At 73.5% G+C, this 21,250-nt stretch carries 17 protein-coding genes; 8 read left to right on the forward strand and 9 right to left on the reverse strand.

Features of this window, described 5'->3' with window-relative positions; all coding sequences use genetic code 11:
- Positions 1-20: 20 nt before the first annotated feature.
- On the reverse strand, positions 21-710 hold the full coding sequence (locus ACIQU6_RS17075; RefSeq protein ID WP_403482419.1) for a hypothetical protein: 690 nt from the start codon (positions 708-710) through the stop codon (positions 21-23).
- A gap of 216 nt (positions 711-926) precedes the next feature.
- On the opposite strand from ACIQU6_RS17075, the gene ACIQU6_RS17080 reads away from it, so the two are divergent.
- Positions 927-1,505, forward strand: coding sequence for a hypothetical protein (locus ACIQU6_RS17080; protein ID WP_403482420.1), 579 nt, complete (start codon positions 927-929; stop codon positions 1,503-1,505).
- A 30-nt stretch (positions 1,506-1,535) separates the two neighbouring features.
- On the opposite strand, the gene ACIQU6_RS17085 is transcribed toward ACIQU6_RS17080, so the two are convergent.
- The 3 genes from ACIQU6_RS17085 to ACIQU6_RS17095 all read right to left on the reverse strand — a co-directional run bounded on the left by ACIQU6_RS17085 (position 1,536) and on the right by ACIQU6_RS17095 (position 4,114).
- Positions 1,536-2,324 carry an enoyl-CoA hydratase/isomerase family protein gene (locus tag ACIQU6_RS17085; protein ID WP_403482421.1) on the reverse strand — a complete coding sequence of 263 codons (789 nt, stop codon included), beginning with the start codon at positions 2,322-2,324 and terminating at the stop codon, positions 1,536-1,538.
- Entirely contained in the window at positions 2,321-2,815 is a 495-nt protein-coding gene (locus ACIQU6_RS17090) for a Zn-ribbon domain-containing OB-fold protein (RefSeq protein WP_403482466.1), read from the reverse strand. Before ACIQU6_RS17090 ends, ACIQU6_RS17085 begins: the two co-directional genes overlap by 4 nt.
- Positions 2,816-2,962: 147 nt before the next feature.
- Positions 2,963-4,114, reverse strand: a complete 1,152-nt coding sequence (locus ACIQU6_RS17095; RefSeq protein WP_403482422.1) for a lipid-transfer protein — start codon at positions 4,112-4,114, stop codon at positions 2,963-2,965.
- Between the two features lie 114 nt (positions 4,115-4,228).
- Here ACIQU6_RS17095 and ACIQU6_RS17100 point away from each other — a divergent pair, with 114 nt between their 5' ends.
- Entirely contained in the window at positions 4,229-6,028 is a 1,800-nt protein-coding gene (locus tag ACIQU6_RS17100) for a FadD3 family acyl-CoA ligase (protein WP_403482423.1), read from the forward strand.
- Here ACIQU6_RS17100 and ACIQU6_RS17105 read toward each other — a convergent pair.
- The 5 genes from ACIQU6_RS17105 to ACIQU6_RS17125 all read right to left on the reverse strand — a co-directional run bounded on the left by ACIQU6_RS17105 (position 5,970) and on the right by ACIQU6_RS17125 (position 12,544).
- Positions 5,970-6,632 carry a TIGR03086 family metal-binding protein gene (locus ACIQU6_RS17105; RefSeq protein WP_403482424.1) on the reverse strand — a complete coding sequence of 221 codons (663 nt, stop codon included), beginning with the start codon at positions 6,630-6,632 and terminating at the stop codon, positions 5,970-5,972. The genes ACIQU6_RS17100 and ACIQU6_RS17105 overlap by 59 nt on opposite strands.
- A gap of 203 nt (positions 6,633-6,835) precedes the next feature.
- Positions 6,836-8,446, reverse strand: a complete 1,611-nt coding sequence (locus ACIQU6_RS17110; protein WP_403482425.1) for an AMP-binding protein — start codon at positions 8,444-8,446, stop codon at positions 6,836-6,838.
- A gap of 254 nt (positions 8,447-8,700) precedes the next feature.
- Positions 8,701-8,922, reverse strand: a complete 222-nt coding sequence (locus ACIQU6_RS17115) for a hypothetical protein (protein ID WP_403482426.1) — start codon at positions 8,920-8,922, stop codon at positions 8,701-8,703.
- A gap of 247 nt (positions 8,923-9,169) precedes the next feature.
- The gene (locus tag ACIQU6_RS17120) at positions 9,170-9,388 is read right to left on the reverse strand and encodes a hypothetical protein (protein WP_403482427.1); all 219 of its coding nucleotides are present in this window, start codon (positions 9,386-9,388) and stop codon (positions 9,170-9,172) included.
- 216 nt (positions 9,389-9,604) lie between these two features.
- Complete coding sequence (locus ACIQU6_RS17125) at positions 9,605-12,544, reverse strand: BTAD domain-containing putative transcriptional regulator (protein WP_403482428.1); 2,940 nt, start codon at positions 12,542-12,544, stop codon at positions 9,605-9,607.
- A gap of 611 nt (positions 12,545-13,155) precedes the next feature.
- Here ACIQU6_RS17125 and ACIQU6_RS17130 point away from each other — a divergent pair.
- The 6 genes from ACIQU6_RS17130 to ACIQU6_RS17155 all read left to right on the forward strand — a co-directional run bounded on the left by ACIQU6_RS17130 (position 13,156) and on the right by ACIQU6_RS17155 (position 21,028).
- Positions 13,156-14,412: an amidohydrolase family protein gene (locus ACIQU6_RS17130; RefSeq protein ID WP_403482429.1), complete on the forward strand. Its 1,257-nt coding sequence runs from the start codon at positions 13,156-13,158 to the stop codon at positions 14,410-14,412.
- Positions 14,413-14,573: 161 nt separating this feature from the next.
- Complete coding sequence (locus ACIQU6_RS17135) at positions 14,574-15,524, forward strand: TIGR03619 family F420-dependent LLM class oxidoreductase (RefSeq protein ID WP_403482430.1); 951 nt, start codon at positions 14,574-14,576, stop codon at positions 15,522-15,524.
- Between the two features lie 50 nt (positions 15,525-15,574).
- On the forward strand, positions 15,575-16,360 hold the full coding sequence (locus tag ACIQU6_RS17140) for an SDR family NAD(P)-dependent oxidoreductase (protein WP_403482431.1): 786 nt from the start codon (positions 15,575-15,577) through the stop codon (positions 16,358-16,360).
- A gap of 221 nt (positions 16,361-16,581) precedes the next feature.
- The gene (locus ACIQU6_RS17145) at positions 16,582-17,718 is read left to right on the forward strand and encodes an LLM class flavin-dependent oxidoreductase (protein WP_403482432.1); all 1,137 of its coding nucleotides are present in this window, start codon (positions 16,582-16,584) and stop codon (positions 17,716-17,718) included.
- A gap of 65 nt (positions 17,719-17,783) precedes the next feature.
- A complete protein-coding gene (locus ACIQU6_RS17150; protein WP_403482433.1) occupies positions 17,784-19,523 on the forward strand; it encodes an amidohydrolase family protein in 1,740 nt (579 codons plus the stop codon).
- Positions 19,524-19,576: 53 nt separating this feature from the next.
- A complete protein-coding gene (locus ACIQU6_RS17155) occupies positions 19,577-21,028 on the forward strand; it encodes an aldehyde dehydrogenase family protein (protein ID WP_403482467.1) in 1,452 nt (483 codons plus the stop codon).
- Positions 21,029-21,250: the final 222 nt, after the last annotated feature.

The following is a 21,250-nucleotide window of genomic DNA, read 5'->3' on the forward strand; positions in this document are numbered from 1 at the left end:
GGCGGGGCGCGTGGGGGCGTTCACCGGGGTTCGTCCGGTGGCGGCCCGTTGTCGTCCGGCGGCGGTTGGTGCGCCGGAGGCCCCTGTGGTCCCGGTCCCCCGGTGGGCCCGTGTTCCCGGCGGTCCGACGGGAGTTGGCGGCCCCACTCCACGGGCGGGGTCGGTGGCTGCGGCCCAAGGGGCTGGGTGGTGGACCGCGGATCGTGCGGTGCCGGGTGCCACTCCTGGGCGGCCGGGCGGCCCGGGTCCCAGGGCTCGGGCGGTGGCGGTCGGAGGGGCTCGTCCTCGTAGCGGGGCACCCGTCGGGCGCGCCCGCGCATGATCAGGGCGCCCAGGATCAGCAGTGCGCCGCCGCCCAGGGCGTTGGCGACGCCGACGCCCAGCCCGTGGGCGCCGGCGGTGAGTTCGCCCGCGCGCTGGCCCTGGCGGACCATCCACAAGACGGTGCAGCCCAGGACCACCAGCCCGGCGAGGGTGACGAGCAACCGGGAGCGCAGCGCCACGCCGATCAGGGTCAGCAGCCCGGCGAAGACCATCGGGAGCACCAGGGAGCCGAAGAGCGTGGCGCCGTTGTCCGTGAGGCCGTTGAAGAGGTCCTCGATCCGGACGTCGCTTCCGTGACGGCCGTCGTACCAGGGACGGAAGGGGCTCCAGACGGCGGCCGTCGCTCCGACGAGGGCGATCAGGGAGCCGAGAACGTTGCGCACCACCGGCGTCGCCTCGCTTCGACTCGTCCCGTCGTCTCGCCCTCGTGACCGACGCTACGCCTGCCCGTCGACCCCCGCTAGACAAGCGGGCTCACCTCCGGGCCGGCTCCGCTCAGGGGCCCGCACGGGCCGTCACCGGCACTTGCTAGGGTGCCGTGCACGCGTCAACCCCTTGGGGCGGCGCGGTGGGAACGTGACAACGGGGGATGGGCGAAGGACATGGCGCAGGGCACGCGTACGCGTACGGGCGGGACCGTCGGGGGCCGCGGGGGCCGGGGCGGCAAGGGGATCAGGGCGGGCGTCGTCGCCGCGGTGGCGGCGGGCACGCTCGTCGGCGCCAGCGGCTGTGCGTTCAGCCGGCCCAAGCCGCCGCCGCTGCCGGACTGGGCGACGGCGTCGCCGTCCGCCAGCTACGACCCGGCGAACCCGACGCCCTCGTACACCCCGCCGGGATACGACAGCTACTCGCCGTCGCCGACCCAGGAGACCTTCGACCCGGACGGGCGGTCCGACATCCGCGGCAGCGGCTGTGACTTCTCCGCCTCGACGCGCCAGTTCAGCTACACGGTCTCCGTCACCAACCCGTCGACGACCAGCACGTTCTCCTACGACATACGGGTCGACTGGATGAAGGACCGGCCGGCGGACGGCTCGTCCTACGGGGTGCACCAGCGCAGCGTCGTGGTGGCACCCGGCGCGACCGAGACGTACACCGCCAAGTACACGCTGAACCAGTCCTCTTGGCAGGCGTTCTGGTACACCTGCCAGATCACCCGGGCGCACAAGACCAAGATGTGAGGCCGGAGCCGGCCGGGTGCGGCCGGCGGGTCATCTGACGGGCGGCGGGTCGTCCCCGGTGGTGCGGGGGCGGGCGGCGAACAGGGCGCGTTGGCGCTCCGGCGGCAGGTTGCCGAGCGCGATCAGGTGCGGGGCGTGCGCCAACGCCTGGGAACGGGTGGCCTCCTGGGCCGCCCACAGGGCCCGGACGGTGCCCTGGACGGCCTCGGTGGGCTGGGCGGCCAGCACCGCGGCGCGGCGCAGCGCGGTCTCGACCGCCGAGCCCGGCGCGGTGAGTTCGCAGACCAGCCCGACGGCGTGGGCGCGCCGGGCGCCGAGCCGTTCGGCGGTGCCCATCAGGGCGAGCCGGGCGATCTCCCCGTAGGGCATCCGCTGCGCCATGAGGACGGACTCGTAGGCGCTGACCATCCCGTAGGTGGTGTGCGGGTCGAAGAAGGTGGCGTCCTCGGCGGCGACGATGAACTCCGCCTCGCCGAGCAGGTAGAAGGCGCCGCCGCAGGCCATGCCCTCGACGGCGGCGAGCACCGGTTTCCACAGGTCGTTGGATTTCGGGCCGACGGTGCGCAGCGGGTCGTCGAGGGAGAACGGGGAGGCGGGCTGGGGCACTTCGGCGGAGCGGTCGATGCCGGTGCAGAAGGCGCGGCCGCCGGCGCCGGTGAGCACGGCCGCCCGGACGGTGTCGTCGAAGCGGAACTCCCGCCAGGTGGCGACCAGTTCGGCGGCGGTGGCGAGGTCGAGGGCGTTGTGGCGGGCGGGTCGGTCGAGGGTGACCAGGGCGACCCCGTCGGTGATCTCCGTGCGGAGCCCGGCGGGCGTCATGGGCGCTCCAGGACCCAGCGGGGGAGGGTGGGGCCGCCGGGCGGGGTGTGGAAGACCGCCCGGACCGGGGCGCCGATCCGCAGCCGGGCCGGGTCGACGGAGTTCAGGGCGGCGTCCGGGGCGGCGACGAGGTTGCCCACCAGGCGGATCCGGGGGGCCTCGGCGAGCTCGACGACGATCGCGTTGTAGGGCGCCTGCGCGGCGTAGGCGGGCAGCAGCGGCGGGTGCGGCACGACGTAGGACCAGATCCGGCCGCGGCCGGACATCCGCTGCCAGTGGGCGGCGAACGACTGGCAGTGCGGGCAGCAGGGGCGGGGCGGGAAGCGCGGTTCGTCGCAGTCGGAGCAGGTCTGGACGCGGAGTTCGCCGCGGGCCGCGTACTCCCAGAACGGGGCGCCGTCGTCGTCGGGGACGGGACGCAGCAGGTCGGCGGCGGGGTCGGCGAGATCGGGGGGTCGATTGTCAGTGGCGGCCGGCACGCTTGTGTTCATCGGATCACGGACGGTGAGGGGGGCGGGGTCGGTCATGGAATCGCGGTCGGTTGCGGGGGCGTCGTGGGGCGCGGAATCGTGGGTGGTCGTGGGGTCGGTCCCGGCGGCGGTGGCGCCGCGCGGGGAGCGGTCTGCGCGCATCGGGTCTCAACTCCTCAGCAGCAGCGCGGAGGTGGGCACGCCCTCGCCCGCGGTGACGAGGCAGGTGGCGGCGTCCGGGACCTGCGCCGTGCTGGTGCCGCGCAGTTGCCGGACGCCCTCGGTGATGAGGTTGAAGCCGTGGACGTACGCCTCGGAGAGGCCGCCGCCGGCGGTGTTGAGGGGCAGGCGGCCGCCGCTCTCCAGGGCGCCGCCCTCGGTGAAGGCCGCGCCCTCGCCGCGCCCGCAGAAGCCGTAGCCCTCCAGGGAGAGGGGGATCAGGGGGGTGAACGCGTCATAGATCTGCGCCACGTCGACGTCCTGCGGTCCCAGGTCGGCGCCCTTCCACAGGTGGCGGGCGGCGGTCCAGGCCGGGCCGGTGAGCGGGTCGTCGTTCCAGTAGTTGACCATGCCGTGGTGCTGCGCGGGCAGCCCCTGGGCGGCGGCGTGGACGTAGACGGGCCGCTGGCGGCAGTCGCGGGCGCGCTCGGCGGCGACCACGACGCAGGCCAACGCACCGTCGGTCTCCAGGCAGTTGTCGAAGAGGCAGAGCGGTTCGCTGATCCAGCGCGCGGTCATGTACATCTCGCGGGTCAGCGGGCGGTCGTACATCATCGCGGCCGGGTTCTGGTTGGCGCGGTTGCGGCAGGCGAGCGCGACGTTGAAGAAGTGGTCGCGGGTGGCGCCGTACTCGTGCATGTAGCGCCGGGCCAGCAGGCCGATCTCGTCGGCCGGGCGGAGCAGTCCGAAGGGGCGGGTCCACTGTCCCGGAGTGGGCAGTTGGGCACGGGTGTTGGTCCACGGTCGCGGCCCCGAGCCGCGCTTGCGGGACCGCCAGGCGACGCCGACGCCGGCCTGCCCGGTGGCGATGGCGGCGGCCAGGTGCGCCACCGTCGCGCAGGAACCGCCGCCGCCGTAGCCGACCTTGGAGAAGTGGGTGACGTCGCCGGCGCCGATGGACTTGGCGATCTCGACCTCGTCGGTCTCCTCCATGGTGTACGAGGCGAAGGCGTCCACCTCGGAGGGTGCGATGCCGGCGTCGTCCAGGGCGGCGACGATCGCCCGGCACGCCAAGCTCTTCTCGGATTCGGGGAGTCGTTTGGCAAAGGGAGTCTGTCCGATACCGACGATCGCCGTAGCGTCCTTGAGGGTCGCCCCCATCGCCACCTCCGTGGTCGGCGGTCACTGCTGACAGCGGAGGAGGCTACCGCTAATCTGACGGACAGTCAGCTAGTGCGACGGTACGGGTCCTTGCGGCACACGGGAGGCAGCGCGATGGACGAACGGCTCGATGCGCGAGCGGACCTGGCGTACGGCTCGCTGGCCCACCTGGTGCGCGCCGCCGCCGACCGGTACGGCCCCCGGGAGGCCGTCGTCGAGGGCCGCACCCGGCTCTCCTACGTCGAGTTGGGCGCGCGGGTGGAGCGGGCCGCCGCGGCCTGCGTGGCGGCCGGCGTCACCCGAGGCGACCGGGTCGCCGTCTGGGCGCCCAACACCCTCGACTGGCTCGTCGCCGCGCTCGGCGCGGTGACCTCCGGCGCCGTCCTGGTCCCGGTCAACACCCGCTTCAAGGGCGCCGAGGCCGCCGACATCCTGCGCCGCACCCGCGCCAGGCTGCTCTTCGTCACCGGCACCTTCCTCGGCACCTCCTACGTCGCCTCGCTGCGCCGGGCCGCCGAGCGGGGCGAGGGGCGCGGCCCGCTGCCCGGACTGCCGCACCTGGAGCGGGTGGTGGTGCTCGCCGACGACGCCCCCGCCGACTTCACCACCTGGCGCGCCTTCCTCGCCGAGGGCGCGGCGGTGCCGCCCGAGACGGTGCGCGCTCGGGCCGACGCCCTCGGCCCCGACGACCCGTCCGACATCATCTTCACCTCCGGCACCACCGGTCACCCCAAGGGTGCCGTGATCACCCACGGCCAGACCCTGCGCGCCTACGACGTCTGGAGCGAACTGGCCGGCCTGGAGGAGGGCGACCGCTACCTCATCGTCAACCCGTTCTTCCACACCTTCGGCTACAAGGCCGGCGCCCTCGCCTGCCTGCTGCGCGGCGCGACGATGGTCCCGCAGCCGGTCTTCGGCGTGGAGACCGCGCTCGCCAACATCGCCGCCGAGCGGATCTCCGTCCTCCCCGGCCCGCCCACCCTCCACCAGCAACTGCTGGACCACCCCGACCGTGCCCAGCACGACCTCTCGGCGCTGCGCCTGGTCGTCACCGGCGCCGCCGTCGTCCCCCTGGAGCTGGTGGAACGGCTGCGCGGCGAGCTGAAGGTGGCCACCGTCCTGACCGCCTACGGGCTCTCGGAGAGCACCGGCGTGGTCACCATGTGCCGCCGCGGCGACCCGCCCGGGGTGATCGCGGCGACCTCGGGCCGCGCGATACCGGACACCGAGGTCCGGATCGTGGACGCCGCCGACCGCCCGCGGCCGCCCGGCGAGCCCGGCGAGGTCCTGGTCCGCGGCTACCACGTGATGTCCGGCTACTTCGAGGACCCGGCCGCCACCGCCCGTGCCCTGACCCCCGACGGCTGGCTGCGCACCGGCGACGTCGGCGTCCTCGACGCGGACGGCAACCTCCGGATCACCGACCGGATCAAGGACATGTTCATCGTCGGCGGCTTCAACGCCTACCCCGCCGAGATAGAGCAACTCCTCGCCCGCCACCCGGACATCACCGAGGCCGCCGTCGTCGGCATCCCCGACCGCCGCCTCGGCGAGGTCGGCAAGGCGTACGCGGTCCGCCGCCCCGGCTCCCGCCTCACCGCCGACGACCTGATCGCCTGGTCCCGCCGCGAGATGGCCAACTACAAGGTCCCCAGGGAAGTGGAGTTCGTCCCCGACCTCCCACGCAACGCCAGCGGCAAGGTGGTGAAGGGGATGTTGCGGGGGAGGGGGACGGGGGCGGTGGGACATGACGCCGTGACGCCGCGAGGTCGTGGCGCCGTGGCGTCGGGTGACGTGCGGGGGCTGGCGGCCGGGCCGGACCGGATGCCCCCTCCCCACGCCCTCTACTCGGACGTCAGGGGCACGAGGCGCGCGGGTTCCGCGGAGGCGTCCAGTCCGGGTGCCGACCGCTGAGCGCCACCACCCGGTCCAGCAGCGGCGCGCCCTCCGACACCGGGACCGCCGCGCCGAAGGGCGACCCGCCCTCCGGACCGGCGGCGGTGGCCGCGAGCAGTGCGTACGAGACGTCCAGGCTCGGGCCGTCGGGCGCGTACTCCTGGCCGGTGGCGCGCGCCAGGTCCCAGCCGTGCACGACCAGTTCGTTCAGTGCGAACCTGCCCGCGGCGGCCCCGGGCAGGGTGACGCCGCCCACCTGCGTCTCGCCCTCCCAGGCGGCCGGGGCGCGCCAGGCCGCCGCCAACGCGTCCAGGTTGCCCGCCAGCTCCGCGCGCCACCCGGGGGCGAGCTCCGGCAGTGCCGCGCCCGGAGGCGCCTCGGTGGTCGGCCCCCGGTCCTTGCGCGCGGCGTCCCGGAACGCGGCGGTCAGCCCTACCAGGTGGCCGAGCAGATCGCGCACGGCGAAGGCGCTGCACGGGGTGGGCGCGGCCAGTTGCTCCTCGGCCGTGCCCGCGGCGAGCCGCGCGACCTCCCGGGCCTGCGCCGCGAGATCGATCAACGGGGCACCCGCCGCCGGCCCCTGCTCCGGGTGCTGGTCCGGGTTCCGCTCCGCGTCCGTCATCGTCCGGCTCCCTTCTCGCCCGGCCTCACCGGCCGTTGGCCGACTCCACCGGCTTCGCTGGTTTCACTGCCTTCGCGGTCTTCACTGGTGTGGGGCGGGCCATGGCGGTCCGCCCCACACCAGTGAAGACCGCGATGCTCCGGGAAACGCATCGCCGCGCCGCCGACGGACAGGGCCGCCGCCGGGCCGAAGGGGAGGCCCGGCTACCCGCCGCTCCTGCCGTACCGCTCCCGCAGCGCCGTCTTCAGCACCTTGTTCAGCGGCCCGCCGCGCGGCAGTTCCGTGGTGATCTCCAGCTGCTCCGGCAGCTTCTGCGCCATCAGCCCGGCCGCCCGCAGATGCGCGGTGAGCCCCGCCAGGGTGAGCGCCGGCGCCCCGCCCGTACCGGTGCCGCCGCCCGCCCCGGGGGTGTCCGCCATCCCCTTGAGCGTCACCACCGCGCACACCCGCTCCCCCCGCTCCCGGTCCGGCAGTCCGATCACCGCCGCCTCCGCCACCGCCGGGTGGGTGTGCACCAGGTCCTCGACCTCCTGCGCGGAGATGTTCTCGCCCTTGCGGATGATGATGTCCTTCAGCCGCCCGGTGAGCACCAGATGCCCGTCGGCGCGCAGGTGGCCCAGGTCGCCGGTGCGGAACGCGCCGTCCGGGCCGAACGCCCCCGCGCTCAGCGCGGGATCGGTGTACCGGCGGAAGAGCATCGGCCCGGCCACCGTCACCTCGCCGGTCTCCCCGGTCGCGGCCTGGCTCCCGTCGGGCCGGACGATCCGGATCCGGGCGCCCGTCACCGGTCGGCCGACGGTGTGCGCCAGTTGCTCGTCGCCGTCGTACGGCGTGCCCATCGCGATCATCGGGCACTCGGTCATCCCGTACCCGTGCACGATCGCGCACCCCAACTCCCGCCCGGCCGCCCGGTACAGCTCGGGCGGCAGCGGCGCCCCGCCGCCGGACAGCAGCCGCAGCGACGGGATCAGCGGTCCGGCACCGCCCGGTGCGGCCGCCCGGCGGCGCCGCGAGGCGTCGTGGAACGCCTGGTAGAACGCGGTGCTGCCACCCGCCATGGTCACCCCGTGGCGCCGGTAGACCTCGGCCGCCCGGTCCGCGTCGAAGGTCTCCAGCACCACCGCCGGGAATCCGCTGACCAGCATCGCGACGACGTAGTCCGGGCCGGCGATGTGCGCGTACGGGAACGCGATCGAGCCGATGTCGTCGGAGGTCATCCCCAGCGCGGTGGCCAGCCCCACCCCGCCGGCGATCAGCGAGGCGTCGGTGTGCTCGACTCCCTTGGGCGCGGCGGTGGTTCCGGAGGTGTAGTAGATCCACCGGGTGCGGTCGTCGGCGGCGTCCGGCGGGTCCGGCAGCGTGCCCGGGTCCCCCACGGGAAGCCCGTCCGCCACGGAGACCACCCGCACCCCACCAGCCTCACCGATCGCCCCGCGCACCATCGCCGCGTGGTCGAACCCGCGCCACACCCCCGGTACGAGCGCGTACTCCGCCGCCGCGTCGCGCAGGACGAAACCGACCTCGTGGGAGCGGAGTTGCGGGATCACCGGCGTCTGCACGGCCCCGAGCCGGGCCAGCGCGAGCGAGGCGACCACGGTGTCGACGCGGGTGGGCAACTGCCACATCACCCGCGTCCCGGGCCCGACCCCCAGGGCCAGGAACCCGGCCGCCGCCCGCAGCGCCGCGTCCCGCACCGCCCCGAACGTCACGGCACCCCCGCCGCCCCCGTCGAAGAACATCGGCACGTCCCCGGAGGCCCGGGCCCGGTACTCGACCAGCTCCCACAACGTGCCTATACGGGCGACTTCGAACACGGCGCGCCTCCTGGGGTGGTGGGCGGGTGTGCCGCGCGACTCTAGCACCGAAACTGACGAAGCGTCAGATAGTCGTGGTGAACTGGATGGGTTGCTGTGTGCGGGGTGGGCGCCGTGAGTTAGGCCGCGTCCGGGGCCGCGCCGACCGTTTCGGAACGGAAACGCCATCGTCTTCGGAAGCGAGGACGGGGCCGGGCAACCGCCCGGCCCCGTCCGTGATGTTGTGTCGCGCGGCCCGTCGTCATGACCCTCGGTCAGGGCATGTGGTTGTCCATCGGCGTCACCGGCGCGTGGACCCGCTGAGAGGGCACCGGCATGTGGTTGTCCTGCGGCGCCATGGGTGCGTGGCTGTCCTGGGTGGTGACGACGGCCGGCGCGCTGGGTATGTGGTTGTCCGCCATGGCAGGCACCGCGGCCGTGCCGAGCGCGGCCGCGGTGAGGGCGGCGACGGCCAGGAATTCTCTCGTGCGGGTCATTCCAACTCCTCGGAATTAAGGGGGCGTTGCTGTTCCCGGAAACAAACTAGCGGCTAGCGTGCGCAGACGTTCGACGCTTGTGAGGGAAAGCGGTCGAATGTCGTGGGTTTTTCCTGCCCGGTCGGGAAACGCCGCAGGGGCCGAACTTCCGTGGCTTCCCCTCCAAGCCACGGAAGACGGCCCCTGCGATCCCCCGGATCCCCCCCCGGTTGTGCTCCCCCGTATTCCCCCGTCGGTTCAGTGGGTCTTACTTGGGCTCACCGAGCGGCTGGTGGTTGTCCTCGGTGGTGACACCCGTCGCGGCGATGGGCTGGTGGTTGTCCATCGGCTTGATGATGTCCCGCTCACCGGGCTTCTTCTTTTTCGCTCGCGGGGTGACACCCGGCGCGATGATGGGCTGGTGGTTGTCCATCGGCCGGATGGCATCCCGTTCGGCGGTCACCTGGGCCTTGTTGTCGGTGCTCACAGAGATCAACTCCTGAATGGGCGCTTGAGCTTGGGCCAGCCCGCCCGGCGACTCCCCCGTTGGTCGCCGGACGGGCGTGGCGCGGCCGCTCACGATAACTGTGCGGCCTGGGCACCGAGCCGCTTGCCCCCCGAGGCGGCGGTTCGATGCTGTTAAGAGTGGCCCGCCGCGATGAACGATCGATAAACGACGGCGTTGGGGAGATGCGGTGGCGGTTTACGCGACCGCGGCAGGGGTGAGAAGTGCCTGCACAGCGCCGCCTTCGGGGGAGCCCAGGCGCTCGAAGATGGCCAGGGCCTCCTGCCAGCACACCCGCGCCCGGCCGACGTGCCCGAGCGCGTGCAGGGCCCGGCCCAGCGCGGTCAGGAAGGTCGCCCGCCAGGAGTCGCCGCCGATGCCGCGCAGCGCCGTCAGGGCCTGCTCGGCACGGTTGGCGGCACTGGCCGGCCGGCCGCCGGCCAGATCGACCTCGGCGAGCCGGAAGTTGGTCATCGCCTCCCAGAACCGCTGGCGGCTGTCCTTGAAGATGGCCAGCGCGTCGGTCAGTTGCTGGTTGGCCTCCTCCAACCGCATCGCCTCGGTGTACGCCAGGGCGAGCGCGTACATGCCGTTGGCGAGCCGGCGCCGGGCGCCCAACTCGCGGTAGATGGCGATGCCCTGCTGTGCCAGTTGGATGGCGCTGTCCACCCGCCCGGTGGCCAGGTGCACCCGGGAGAGGTTGCACAGGGCGCTGGCTTCGGACTGCCGGTTGTCGTCGTCGTGGAAGGCGGCCAGGGCCTGCCGCAGGTACCCCTCGGCGTCGCTGTGCCGGCCCTGGGCGTTGGCGATGATGCCGCGGTCGTTGGGCGCGTACGAGCAGGTGAAGGCGTCCTCGGTGGCGAGGCCCAACAGCATGGCGGACTTGGCGTTCTCGTCCGCCTCGCCCAGCCGTCCGGTCAGGGTGCGCACATAGGTCAGGGCGAGGTGGAGGCGGGCCTCGGCGTGCTGGTCTCCGAGCTCCCGGGCGGCCTTCAGCAGGGCGATGCTGGTCTGCTCGTACTGGAGGGCTTCGGCGCCGGACTCGGCGAGGTCCTTGACGAGCAACAGCAGGTCGGCCGCGCCCCGGATCGCGGCGGGGCCGCTGGACTGGCGGGCGCAGGAGAGCAGGCACCCCGCCTCGCTGAACAGCCACTCCAGGGCCAGGGCCCGGTCCTGGAAGTCCAGTCCGGGGTAGTCGGTGCGCTCCATGTGCGCGATCAACCGGTCGCCGGGGCGCTCCAGTGCGTACATCCGGGCCGCCGTCGCCAGGTAGAAGTCCAGCAACCGCGTCAGGGCCGCGTCCCGTTCGGACGGCGGGTGTTCGTCGCGTTCGACGCAGGCGCGGGCGTAGAGGCGGACCAGGTCGTGGAAGCGGTAGCGGCCCGGTGCGGCGGACTCCAGGAGGGAGGTGTCGACGAGCGATTCGAGGAGTTCCTCGGCGGCGTCCGCGTCCAGGTCGAGGACGGCGGCCGCCGCCGTCAGGGAGATGTCCGGGCCGTCGGCCAGGCCCAGTAGGCGGAAGGCGCGGGCCTGGGCGGGCTCCAGTTGTTTGTAGCCCAGTTCGAAGGTGGCCTTCACCGCCAGGTCGCCGGCGCGGAGTTCGTCCAGCCGGCGGCGCTCGTCGGCCAGCTTGCTGGCGAGCGTGGAGACCGTCCAGGTGCGGCGGGCGGCCAGGCGGGAGGCGGCGATGCGGATGGCCAGCGGGAGGAAGCCGCAGGCGCCGACGACGGCCATGGCGGCCTGTCGTTCGGAGGTGACCCGCTCCTCGCCGACGATGCGGGTGAAGAGGGTCAGCGCCTCCTCCGGGCTCATCACGTCGAGGTCGACCAGATGGGCCGAGGCCAGGTCGATCATCCGCGAGCGGCTGGTGATCAGCGCCGCGCAGCCCGCGGTGCCCGGCAGCAGCGGCCGGACCTGCGCCGCGTCCCGGGCGTTGTCCAGCAGGGCCAGGACCCGCCGGCCGGCGAGGGTGGAGCGGAAGAGGGCGGAGCGCTCCTCCAGGCCGTCGGGGATGGCCGAGTCGGCCGTCCCCAGGGCGCGCAGGAACGCGCCGAGCACCGCCTCCGGTTCGGCCGGGGTGTGCCCGGCGCCCTGGAGGTCCACGTACAACTGCCCGTCCGGGAAGTGCTCCCGCGCGGCGTGCGCGACGTGCACCGCGAGTGTGGTCTTGCCGACGCCGCCGATGCCGGCGACCGCCGAGACGGCCATCACGCTGCCGTCCGCCGTCGCCAACTGGTCGCTGAGTTCCCTGACGAACGCGGTGCGGCCGGTGAAGTCGGCGACGGTGGCCGGGAGCTGGCGCGGGCGGACCAGGGTGGCTTCCAGCGCATCCGGGCCGCCGGAGGGCGCCGGGGCGTCGAGCTCGGTGTCGGCCTGCAGGATGCGCTGGTGGAGCTCGGAGAGCGAGGCGCGGGGGTCGACGCCCAGCTCGTCGGAGAGCAGTTTGCGGGTGTCGGCGTAGACCGCGAGCGCCTCGGCCTGCCGGCCGCTGCGGTACAGCGCCAGCATCAGCAGTTCCCGCAGCCGCTCGCGCAGCGGGTGCGCGGCGGTCAGCGCGGTGAGTTCGGAGACCGCCTCGGCGTGGTAGCCGGCCTCCAGGTCGAGGTCGAGGCGGTGCTCGGTGAGCGAGAGCCGCCATTCCTGGAGGCGGGTGCGCTGGTTCTCGGCGTACGGGCCGGGGACGCCGGCGAGCGGTTCGCCGTCCCACAAGTCCAGGGCGGCGTCGAGCAGTTCGCGGGCCCGGTCGCGGTCCCCGGCGGCCTTGGCCTTCTCGGCGTCGGCGGCGTACTGCTCGGCGGTGTCGTGGTCGAGGTCCAGGGGCGTACCGTTCACCGGCCGCAGGGCGTAGCCGCCGGACTCGCTGGCCAGCGCCTCGGCGTCGTCGCCGAGCGCCTTGCGGAGCCGGGAGGCGTAGGTGCGCAGCGCGGCGAGCGCGGCGTGCGGCGGTTCGTCGCCCCACAGGGCGTCGACGAGCTCGGGCGCGGTGGCGGTCCGCCCGCCGCGCAGCAACAGCGCGGCGAGCAGGGCGCGCTGCTGCGGCGAACCCACCGCGAGCGGCGACCCGCCGCGCCAGGCCCGCACGGGACCGAGCACGGTGAAGCGGAGCCGCTCCCGCACCTGTCCCGGACCGTCGTCCATGGTGTCCCCCTGCCGTGTCCCGTCCGTCCGCGTTGTCATGGCCCCTCGCGCCTTTACCTCGTGCGCAACGGTCAGTCTGCCTTGTCGCGACCCGTTACGTCAGTAGGGGTCCGGAGCGTGCACAAAGCCTCCTCGTGCGGTTCCGGCGGCGCGGCGCGGCCGCCCGACGGGGACCTGGAGGCAAACCTTCCGGTTTCTCCCGGCGCGCCCCTCCCGCGGCAATGTCCCAGCTCGGCACCGGTGTTCGCGGTGGCTGCCACCCGTCCGTCCCCTCGCCGCTCGGCCGCCAGGCCCGTGCCCCACGCAACGACCCACTGCCCGTGGCCCCTCTACCCCGGCCTCCGAGCCGCATCCCCGACTGGCTGGTTTGTTTCTCCCGGGGGATTGCGGGAGGTGCCAAGGGGCTCCCCTTCCCCCGCGGACCGGTCGGGCTCCGTCAACGAGGCGCCCGGGTGCGTACACGCACGAGCAGGCCGGTTGGTTCTCGCACGCGGGCCCCGGGTCGGCCTCCGCGGGCTCGCCCCACCGGCTACGAACCCGTGCCGCGCCAACCCGCATCCCCCTCTTCCGACTTACTGACGGACCGTCAGATCAGCGCTACCGTAACGCCCATGGAGACCAACCCCGTGGAGACCAACACCCCCATCCCCAGGATCATTTCGGTCGACGACCACACCGTGGAGCCCCCCGATGTCTGGCGGGACCGGCTCCCGTCGAAGTACCACGACACCGGCCCCCGCATCGTCCGCGCGCCGCTGACCGAAGTGACCTTCGTCGGCGGCAAGTTCGCGCCCAAGATGGGCGCCCCGGGCGACGACGGCCCGATGACCGACTGGTGGATCTACGAGGACCTGCACCGCCCGCTGACCCGCCTGGACACCGCCGTCGGCTGCTCCCGCGACGAGATCAAGCTGGAGGGCATCACCTACGAGCAGATGCGCCCCGGCTCCTTCAGCGTCCCCGAACGGCTCGCCGACATGGACGTCAACCACGTCCAGTCCGCCCTGTGCTTCCCCACCTTCCCGCGCTTCTGCGGCCAGACCTTCACCGAGGCCAAGGACCGCGAGCTGGCGCTGCTCGGGGTGCGCGCGTACAACGACTGGATGGTGGAGGAGTGGTGCGGCCCGCAGGCCGGCGGCCGGCTGATACCGCTCACCCTCATCCCCCTCTGGGACGCGGAACTGGCCGCCGAGGAGGTGCGCCGCAACGCCGCCCGCGGCGTCCGCGCCGTCTGCTTCAGCGAGATCCCGCCCCACCTGGGGCTGCCCAGCATCCACACCGACTACTGGGACCCGTTCCTGCGCGCCTGCGACGAGACCGGCACGGTCATCGCCATGCACATCGGCTCCTCGTCGAAGATGCCCTCCACCTCCGCCGACGCCCCGCCGGCCGTCGGCTCCACGATCACCTTCGCCAACTGCTGCTTCTCGATGGTCGACTGGCTGCTGAGCGGCGCGTTCGACCGCTTCCCGCATCTGAAGATCATGTACGCCGAGGGGCAGATCGGGTGGATCCCGTACATCCTGGAACGCGCGGACGTCGTCTGGGAGGAGAACCGCGCCTGGGGCGGCGTCGCGGACAAGGTCCTCCGCCCGCCCTCCGAGCTCTTCGCCGGCCACGTCCACGGCTGCTTCTTCGACGACGCGTTCGGCCTGCGGAACCTCGACGCCATCGGCGTCGGCAACGTCCTCTACGAGACCGACTACCCGCACTCGGACTCCACCTGGCCCAGGTCCCGCCAGGTGGCCGAGACCCAGATGTCCCACCTGCCCCCCGACACCATCGACCGCATCGTCCGCGGCAACGCCATCGACCTCCTCGGGCTGACGCCGGAGGGGCTCTGGGGGCCGGGGGCGGCGAGGGGGTGACGGTCGGCGGCGGGCCGACGCCGCGCGCCGGCCAGGCGGGCCGGGAGGCGACCGTCGGGACCGTGGCGGCGCCCGGACCCCTTGTATGACGATGCGTCAGCTATCACCATGACCGGACCCGGTCGCGGGACGGCGACTCGTCAGGGGAAGGGGTTCGGGGCATGGTGCAGGTGCTGCCGCAGGGTGCGCTGTCGTACGGGATGCAACTGCCGGTGCAGGCGCAGAGCGTGGTGTTCGCGGAGGGGTGGGAGGCGGGGGCCGGGCCGGAGGATCTGGTGGCGGTGGCGCGGGCGGCGGATCGGGCCGGGTTCGCGTACGTGGCGTGCTGTGAGCACGTGGCGATCCCGCGGCGGCTGGCCGGGACGATGGGGACGGTCTGGTACGACCCGGTGGCGACGCTGTCGTATCTGGCGGCGGTGACGGAGCGGGTGCGGCTGCTCAGTCATGTGGCGGTGGTCGGGCTGCGGCATCCGCTGCTCACCGCGAAGCAGTACGCGACCTTGGACCGGCTGTCCGGGGGGCGGTTGATCCTCGGGGTGGGGGCCGGGCACGTGGCGGAGGAGTTCGCGGCGGTCGGGGTGGACTTCGCGCGGCGGGGGGCGGTGCTGGACGAGGCGATCGACGCGTTGAAGGCGGCCCTGGGGGAGGAGGAGTTCCCGGAGTTCACGGGGGAGCGGTTCGCGTTCGGGGGGTTGGGGCAGGCGCCGCGGCCGGTGCAGCGGCCGCGGCCGCCGGTGTGGGTGGGGGGCTCGTCCCCGGCGGCGGTGCGGCGGGCCGCGGTGCGGGGGGACGGCTGGCTGCCGCAGGGGGACCGGCGGGAGCAACTGCCCGCCCAGATAGCGACGTTGCGGCGGTTGCGGGAGGCGGCGGGGGTGGTCGAGCCGGTCGAGGTCGGGGCGATCGCGGAGCCGGTGTACGTGGGGAAGCCCGGGTGGGACGTGGGGCGGCGGACGCTGGTCGGGGCACCGGAGCGGATCGCCCGGTCGCTGCGGGAGTACGGGGCGATGGGGGTGCGGCAGATCCAGGTGCGGTTCCGGAGCCGGGGGCGGGCCGAACTGGTCGAGCAGGTCGGGGTCTTCGGGGCCGAGGTGGGGCCGTTGCTGAACGGTTGAGGGGCCGGCGGGGGTGTCGCTGTCCGTACGTAGACCACAGGAGGGCCGGGATGGGGAAGTTGGACGGCAGGGTGATCGTCGTCACCGGGGCGGCGCGGGGGCAGGGGGAGCAGGAGGCGCGGCTGTTCGTGGCGGAGGGCGCGCGGGTGGTGCTGGGGGACGTGCTGGAGGAGCGGGGGACGGCGCTGGCCGCGGAGTTGGGGGCGGAGCGGGCCCGGTTCGTGCGGCTGGACGTGGCGGTGGAGCGGGACTGGGCGGCGCTGGTCGAGGCCGGCGAGGAGGCGTTCGGGCGGATCGACGGGCTGGTGAACAACGCGGGGATCCTGCGGTTCCACGCGCTGGTGGACACGCCGTTGGAGGAGTTCCAGCAGGTGCTGTCGGTGAACCAGACCGGGTGCTTCCTGGGGATACGGACGGTGGCGCCCCGGATCGCGGCGGCCGGCGGCGGGACGATCGTCAACACCGCCTCGTACGCGGGGCTGACCGGGATGGCGTTCGTCGGGGCGTACGCGGCCACCAAGCACGCGGTGGTGGGGCTGACCCGGGTGGCCGCGCTGGAGCTGGCCGCCCAGGGGATACGGGTGAACGCGGTCTGCCCGGGGGCGGTGGACACGCCGATGACCAACCCGGCGGCGCTGGAGCGGGGGGCCGTCCCGGAGGGGAGCGCGCGGGCCGTGGACGGGCTGTACCGGAAGCTGGTGCCGCTGGGGCGGATCGGGCGGCCGGAGGAGGTGGCCCGGCTGGCGCTCTTCCTGTCCTCGGAGGACTCGTCGTACATCACGGGGCAGCCGTTCGTGATCGACGGGGGGTGGCTGGCCGGGGTGAGCCCGTTCTGAGGCCGCCTCGGCACGACTTGCTGATGGTCCGTCAGGTTTGCTCGTTGCGGGTATTGACGGGCCCCGGTGCCGCTGGAACAGTCGATCCCGTCGCGCGAATCTGACGGTACGTCAGAAATGGAGTGGAAGCGCGTGCCGCCAGCGTCGGAGTCGACCAGCGTCGGAAATGCCAACGTCGGAAACGGGCTGCCGCGGCAGCGGGTAAGGGACGGTGAACCCCCTTGGAATTCGGGCTCTTTGTGCAGGGCTATGTGCCCGCCGCGCGGGCGCAGGTCGATCCGGAGGCCGAGCACCACGCACTGATGGAGGAGACCGAGTACGTCATCCAGGCGGACAGGTCCGGCTTCAAGTACGCCTGGGCGTCCGAGCACCACTTCCTGGAGGAGTACTCCCACCTCTCCGCCAACGACGTCTACCTCGGCTACCTCGCCCACGCGACCGAGCGGATCCACCTGGGCTCGGGCATCTTCAACCCGCTCGCCCCCGTCAACCACCCGGTGAAGGTCGCCGAGAAGGTCGCCATGCTCGACCATCTCTCCGCCGGCCGCTTCGAGTTCGGCTCCGGGCGGGGCGCCGGCAGCCACGAGATCCTGGGGTTCCTGCCGGGCATCACCGACATGAACCACACCAAGGAGATCTGGGAGGAGACCATCGCGGAATTCCCCCGGATGTGGCTGCAGGACGAGTACCAGGGGTTCACCGGCAAGCACTGGCAGCTCCCGCCGCGCAAGGTGCTACCCAAGCCGTACGGGGGCTCCCACCCGGCGATGTGGTACGCCGCCGGGTCGCCGTCCTCGTACGCGATGGCCGGGAAGAAGGGGCTGGGCGTCCTCGGCTTCAGCGTGCAGAAGGTCGCCGACATGGAGTGGGTCGTCGACTCGTACAAGAACGCGGTCAAGGACGCCGAGCCGGTCGGGGACTTCGTCAACGACAACGTCATGGTGACCTCCACCGCGATCTGCGCGCCGACCCGTCAGGAGGCGGTCCGGATCGCGGTCGGCGGCGGGCTCAACTACCTCCAGTCGCTGCTCTTCCGCTACCACGACACCTTCCCGCGGCCGGACGGTATACCGCAGTGGCCCGAGCTGCTCCCCGAGTACACCGAGGAGCTCGTCGAGCTGCTGATCGCCGAGGAGTTGATGATCTGCGGCGACCCCGACGAGGTGCTGCGGCAGTGCAAGCGCTGGGAGCAGGCCGGCGCCGACCAGCTCTCCTTCGGGCTCCCGATCGGGATCTCCTACGAGGACACCATGACCACCATCAAGCTGATCGGCGAGCACGTCATCCCGAAGATCGACACCGATCCGGTGCACCGGACGACCCGCTTCCGGCGGGCGGCGGGGGCGGCGGCCGGCTGAGCCCGACCCGCCCCGCGCGTCACCCGCCCGTCCCGCCCGCCCGCACCCCAGAAAGGACGCACGCCATGCTCGACCACCTCATCCAGGCCGCGACCGTCGTGGACGGCACGGGCGCGCCGGCCTACGCCGCCGACGTCGGCATCCGGGACGGGCGGATCGCGGCGATCGGCCGGCCCGGCACCGTCACCGAGGAGGCCCAAACGAGCGAGGACGCGCAGGGGCTGGTCCTCGCCCCCGGGTTCGTCGACCCGCACACCCACTACGACGCCCAACTGTTCTGGGACCCCTACGCCACCCCGTCCCTCAACCACGGCGTGACCACCGTCGCCGGCGGCAACTGCGGCTTCACCCTCGCCCCGCTCCACCCCGACCGGCCCGCGGACGCCGACTACACCCGGCGGATGATGAGCCGGGTCGAGGGGATGTCGCTGGTCGCGCTGGAACAGGGCGCGCCCTGGAACTGGCACACGTTCGGGGAGTACCTGGACGCGCTGGAGGGGCGGATCGCGGTCAACGCCGGCTTCATGGTCGGCCACTGCGCGCTGCGCCGGCACGTCATGGGGCCGGACGCGATCGGCGGACAGCCCTCGCCGGCCCAACTCGACGCCATGCTGCGGCTGTTCCACGACGCGATGGATGCCGGGGCGTGGGGGCTGTCCACCACCCAGTCGTCCAGCCACTCCGACGGTGACGGCGCACCGGTCGCCTCCCGGCACGCCCGCCCCGACGAACTGCTCGCGCTCTCCCGGGCGGTCGCCCACCACGAGGGCACCCAGATCGAGGCGATCGTCGCCGGCTGCCTGGACCAGTTCGCCGACGACGAGATCGACCTGCTGGTGGAGATGTCCGCGGCGGCCGGCCGCCCGCTCAACTGGAACGTGCTGACCATCGACGCCGCCGTCCCCGAGCGGGTGCCCCGACAACTCGTCGCCAGCGAGCGCGCCCGCAAGGCCGGCGGCCGGATCGTGGCGCTCACCATGCCGATCCTCACCCCGATGAACATGTCGCTGGGCACCTTCTGCGCCCTCAACCTCATACCGGGCTGGGGCGAGGTCCTCGGCCTGCCGGTGCCCGAGCGGATCGCCCGGCTGCGCGACCCCGACGTCCGTGCCGAACTGCTGCGCCGCGCGCACGGCAAGGAGGCCGGGGTCTTCCGCCGGCTCACCGACTTCGCCCGCTACGTCATCGGGGACACCTACTCGGCGGCCAACGAGGGCCTCACCGGGCGGGTGGTGCGGGACATCGCCGCCGAACGCGGCCAGGAGCCCTTCCACTGCCTGACCGAGATCTGCGCCAACGACCGACTCCGCACCGTGCTCTGGCCGATGCCGACCGACAACGACCCGGCCAGTTGGGCGCTGCGGCAGCAGACCTGGCAGCACGAGGACGTCCTGCTGGGCGGCTCGGACGCCGGCGCGCACCTGGACCGGATGTGCGGCGCCCCCTACACCACCCGCTTCCTCGGCGACTGTCTGCGCGGCCGGAAGCTGGTCGGGCTGGAACGGGCGGTGCGGATGCTGACGGACGACCCGGCGCAGCTCTTCGGGCTGCGCGACCGGGGCCGGATCGCCGAGGGGTACCACGCCGACCTGGTGCTCTTCGACCCGGAACGGATCGACGCGGGCGCCGCGACGCTGGTGCACGACCTGCCGGGGGACAGCCCGCGGCTGGACTCCACGGCGATCGGCGTGGTCAGCGTGCGGGTCAACGGGGTGGAGACGATCCGGGACGACGCGGTGACCGGCGCGGTGCCCGGGACCGTACTGCGCTCGGGACGGGACACGAGGACGGTGAGCACGCGGTGAGCGGCGGCGGAACCGGAGCCGGGGGCGCGGGAGTTGGCGCCGGCGGGCGGCCGCTGGTCCAGCCGCTGTTCATCGGCGGGGAGTGGGTGGAGCCCGACGGCGGGCACTACGCCGTGCTCGACCCGGCGACCGAGGAGGTCGTCGGGCACGCCCCGGAGGCCGGACGGGCGCAGGTCGCGGCGGCGGTGGACGCGGCCCGGGCCGCCTTCGACGGCTGGTCGCGGACCGCGCCGGAGGAGCGCGCGGCCGTCCTCTCCCGGGCCGCGCGGGTGATCCGCCGGGAGTCCGACCGGTACGCGGAGCTGGCGCAGGCGGAGAGCGGCGCGACGACCGGGACGGCGCGCGCCCTCCAGGTCGGGGTCTCCGCGGCCCGCTTCGCCCGGTACGCGCGCGGCGCGCTGGAACCGGTGGAGACCGCGGTGCCGCCGCAGATCAACGAGGCCGGGCCGATGGGCGGCGGGGGCGTCTTCGGCGCGGTCGCGGTGCGCCGCCCGGTGGGCGTGGTCACCTGCGTCACCTCCTACAACAACCCGTGGGCCAACGCGGCGGGGAAGGTCGCGCCGGCGCTGGCGATGGGCAACACGGTGGTGGTCAAGCCGGCCCCGCAGGACCCGCTGTCGGTGTACCGGATGGCCGAGGCGCTGGCGGAGGCCGGCGTTCCGCCCGGGGTGGTCAACGTCGTCAGCGGATCGCGGCCGGAGGTCGGCGAGGCCGCGGTGGCCGCGGACGGCGTGGACATGGTCAGCTTCACCGGCTCCACCGCGGTCGGGCGGCGGATCGCCGAGGAATGCGGCCGCGGGATGAAGCGGCAGCTCATGGAGCTGGGCGGCAAGGGCGCGGCGCTGGTCTTCGACGACGCCGACCTGGCCTCAGCGGTGTCCGGCATCGGCACCACCTTCTCCTTCTACAGCGGCCAGATCTGCACCGCGCCGACCCGGGTGCTGGCCCAACGCGGCGTCTACGAGCGGCTGGTGGCGGGGCTGGCCCGGTACGCGGAGCGGCTGACCGTCGGCGATCCGCGGCGGCCGGGCACGGTCGTCGGGCCGGTGATCTCCGCCGCGCACCGGGACCGCGTCGAGGGGTACCTCGCGCTCGCGGTGAAGGAGGGGGCGCGCCTGGTCACCGGCGGCGAACGGCCGGATCCGGCGCGCGGCTTCTACGTGGCGCCGACGCTCTTCGCGGACTGCACGGCCGCCATGCGGGCGGTCCGCGAGGAGATCTTCGGGCCGGTGGTGACGGTGGTCCCCTTCGACGACGAGGAGGAGGGTATCGATCTGGCCAACGACAGCGACTACGGGCTGCTGGACTACGTCTGGTCCGGCGACGTGGCCCGCGCCTTCCGGGTGGCGGGGCGACTGCGGGCCGGCGGGGTCGGCGTCAACACCGTCGGCCGGAACATGGAGGCGCCGTTCGGCGGCTTCAAGCGCAGCGGCGTCGGGCGGGACGTCGGCTCCTACGCGCTGCACGCGTACAGCGAGCTCCAGGCGATCGTGTGGCCGGGGTGAGGGCCGAGGCGTGAGGGGCGTGGGCCTGCCCCGGTCGGGGCCGCGGGCCCGGTCGGGACAGGCCGACCGCATGGCCGCACCATGGCCGGAACGTGACGTTCGGAATCCGGACGGGAAATTTTAGAACCCGGCCAAAACGGACAGTGCTGCGATTCCCGTAATGCGGAAGGCGTCAGCCGCGGTCGTAAAGTCCAAGGTCCAACTCAACTTCTCCTTGGGATT

The sequence above is a fragment of the Streptomyces sp. NPDC090442 genome (genome assembly GCF_044769405.1).
Taxonomy (GTDB): Bacteria; Actinomycetota; Actinomycetes; order Streptomycetales; family Streptomycetaceae; genus Streptomyces.

Coding starts and splice junctions, on each gene's coding strand:
- ACIQU6_RS17080 (WP_403482420.1), top strand. CDS start 927: ATGGCGCAGGGCACGCGTACGCGTACGGGCGGGACCGTCGGGGGCCGC.
- ACIQU6_RS17085 (WP_403482421.1), bottom strand. CDS start 2,324: ATGACGCCCGCCGGGCTCCGCACGGAGATCACCGACGGGGTCGCCCTG.
- ACIQU6_RS17090 (WP_403482466.1), bottom strand. CDS start 2,815: ATGAACACAAGCGTGCCGGCCGCCACTGACAATCGACCCCCCGATCTC.
- ACIQU6_RS17095 (WP_403482422.1), bottom strand. CDS start 4,114: ATGGGGGCGACCCTCAAGGACGCTACGGCGATCGTCGGTATCGGACAG.
- ACIQU6_RS17100 (WP_403482423.1), top strand. CDS start 4,229: ATGGACGAACGGCTCGATGCGCGAGCGGACCTGGCGTACGGCTCGCTG.
- ACIQU6_RS17105 (WP_403482424.1), bottom strand. CDS start 6,632: ATGACGGACGCGGAGCGGAACCCGGACCAGCACCCGGAGCAGGGGCCG.
- ACIQU6_RS17115 (WP_403482426.1), bottom strand. CDS start 8,922: ATGACCCGCACGAGAGAATTCCTGGCCGTCGCCGCCCTCACCGCGGCC.
- ACIQU6_RS17125 (WP_403482428.1), bottom strand. CDS start 12,544: ATGGACGACGGTCCGGGACAGGTGCGGGAGCGGCTCCGCTTCACCGTG.
- ACIQU6_RS17130 (WP_403482429.1), top strand. CDS start 13,156: ATGGAGACCAACCCCGTGGAGACCAACACCCCCATCCCCAGGATCATT.
- ACIQU6_RS17135 (WP_403482430.1), top strand. CDS start 14,574: ATGGTGCAGGTGCTGCCGCAGGGTGCGCTGTCGTACGGGATGCAACTG.
- ACIQU6_RS17140 (WP_403482431.1), top strand. CDS start 15,575: ATGGGGAAGTTGGACGGCAGGGTGATCGTCGTCACCGGGGCGGCGCGG.
- ACIQU6_RS17150 (WP_403482433.1), top strand. CDS start 17,784: ATGCTCGACCACCTCATCCAGGCCGCGACCGTCGTGGACGGCACGGGC.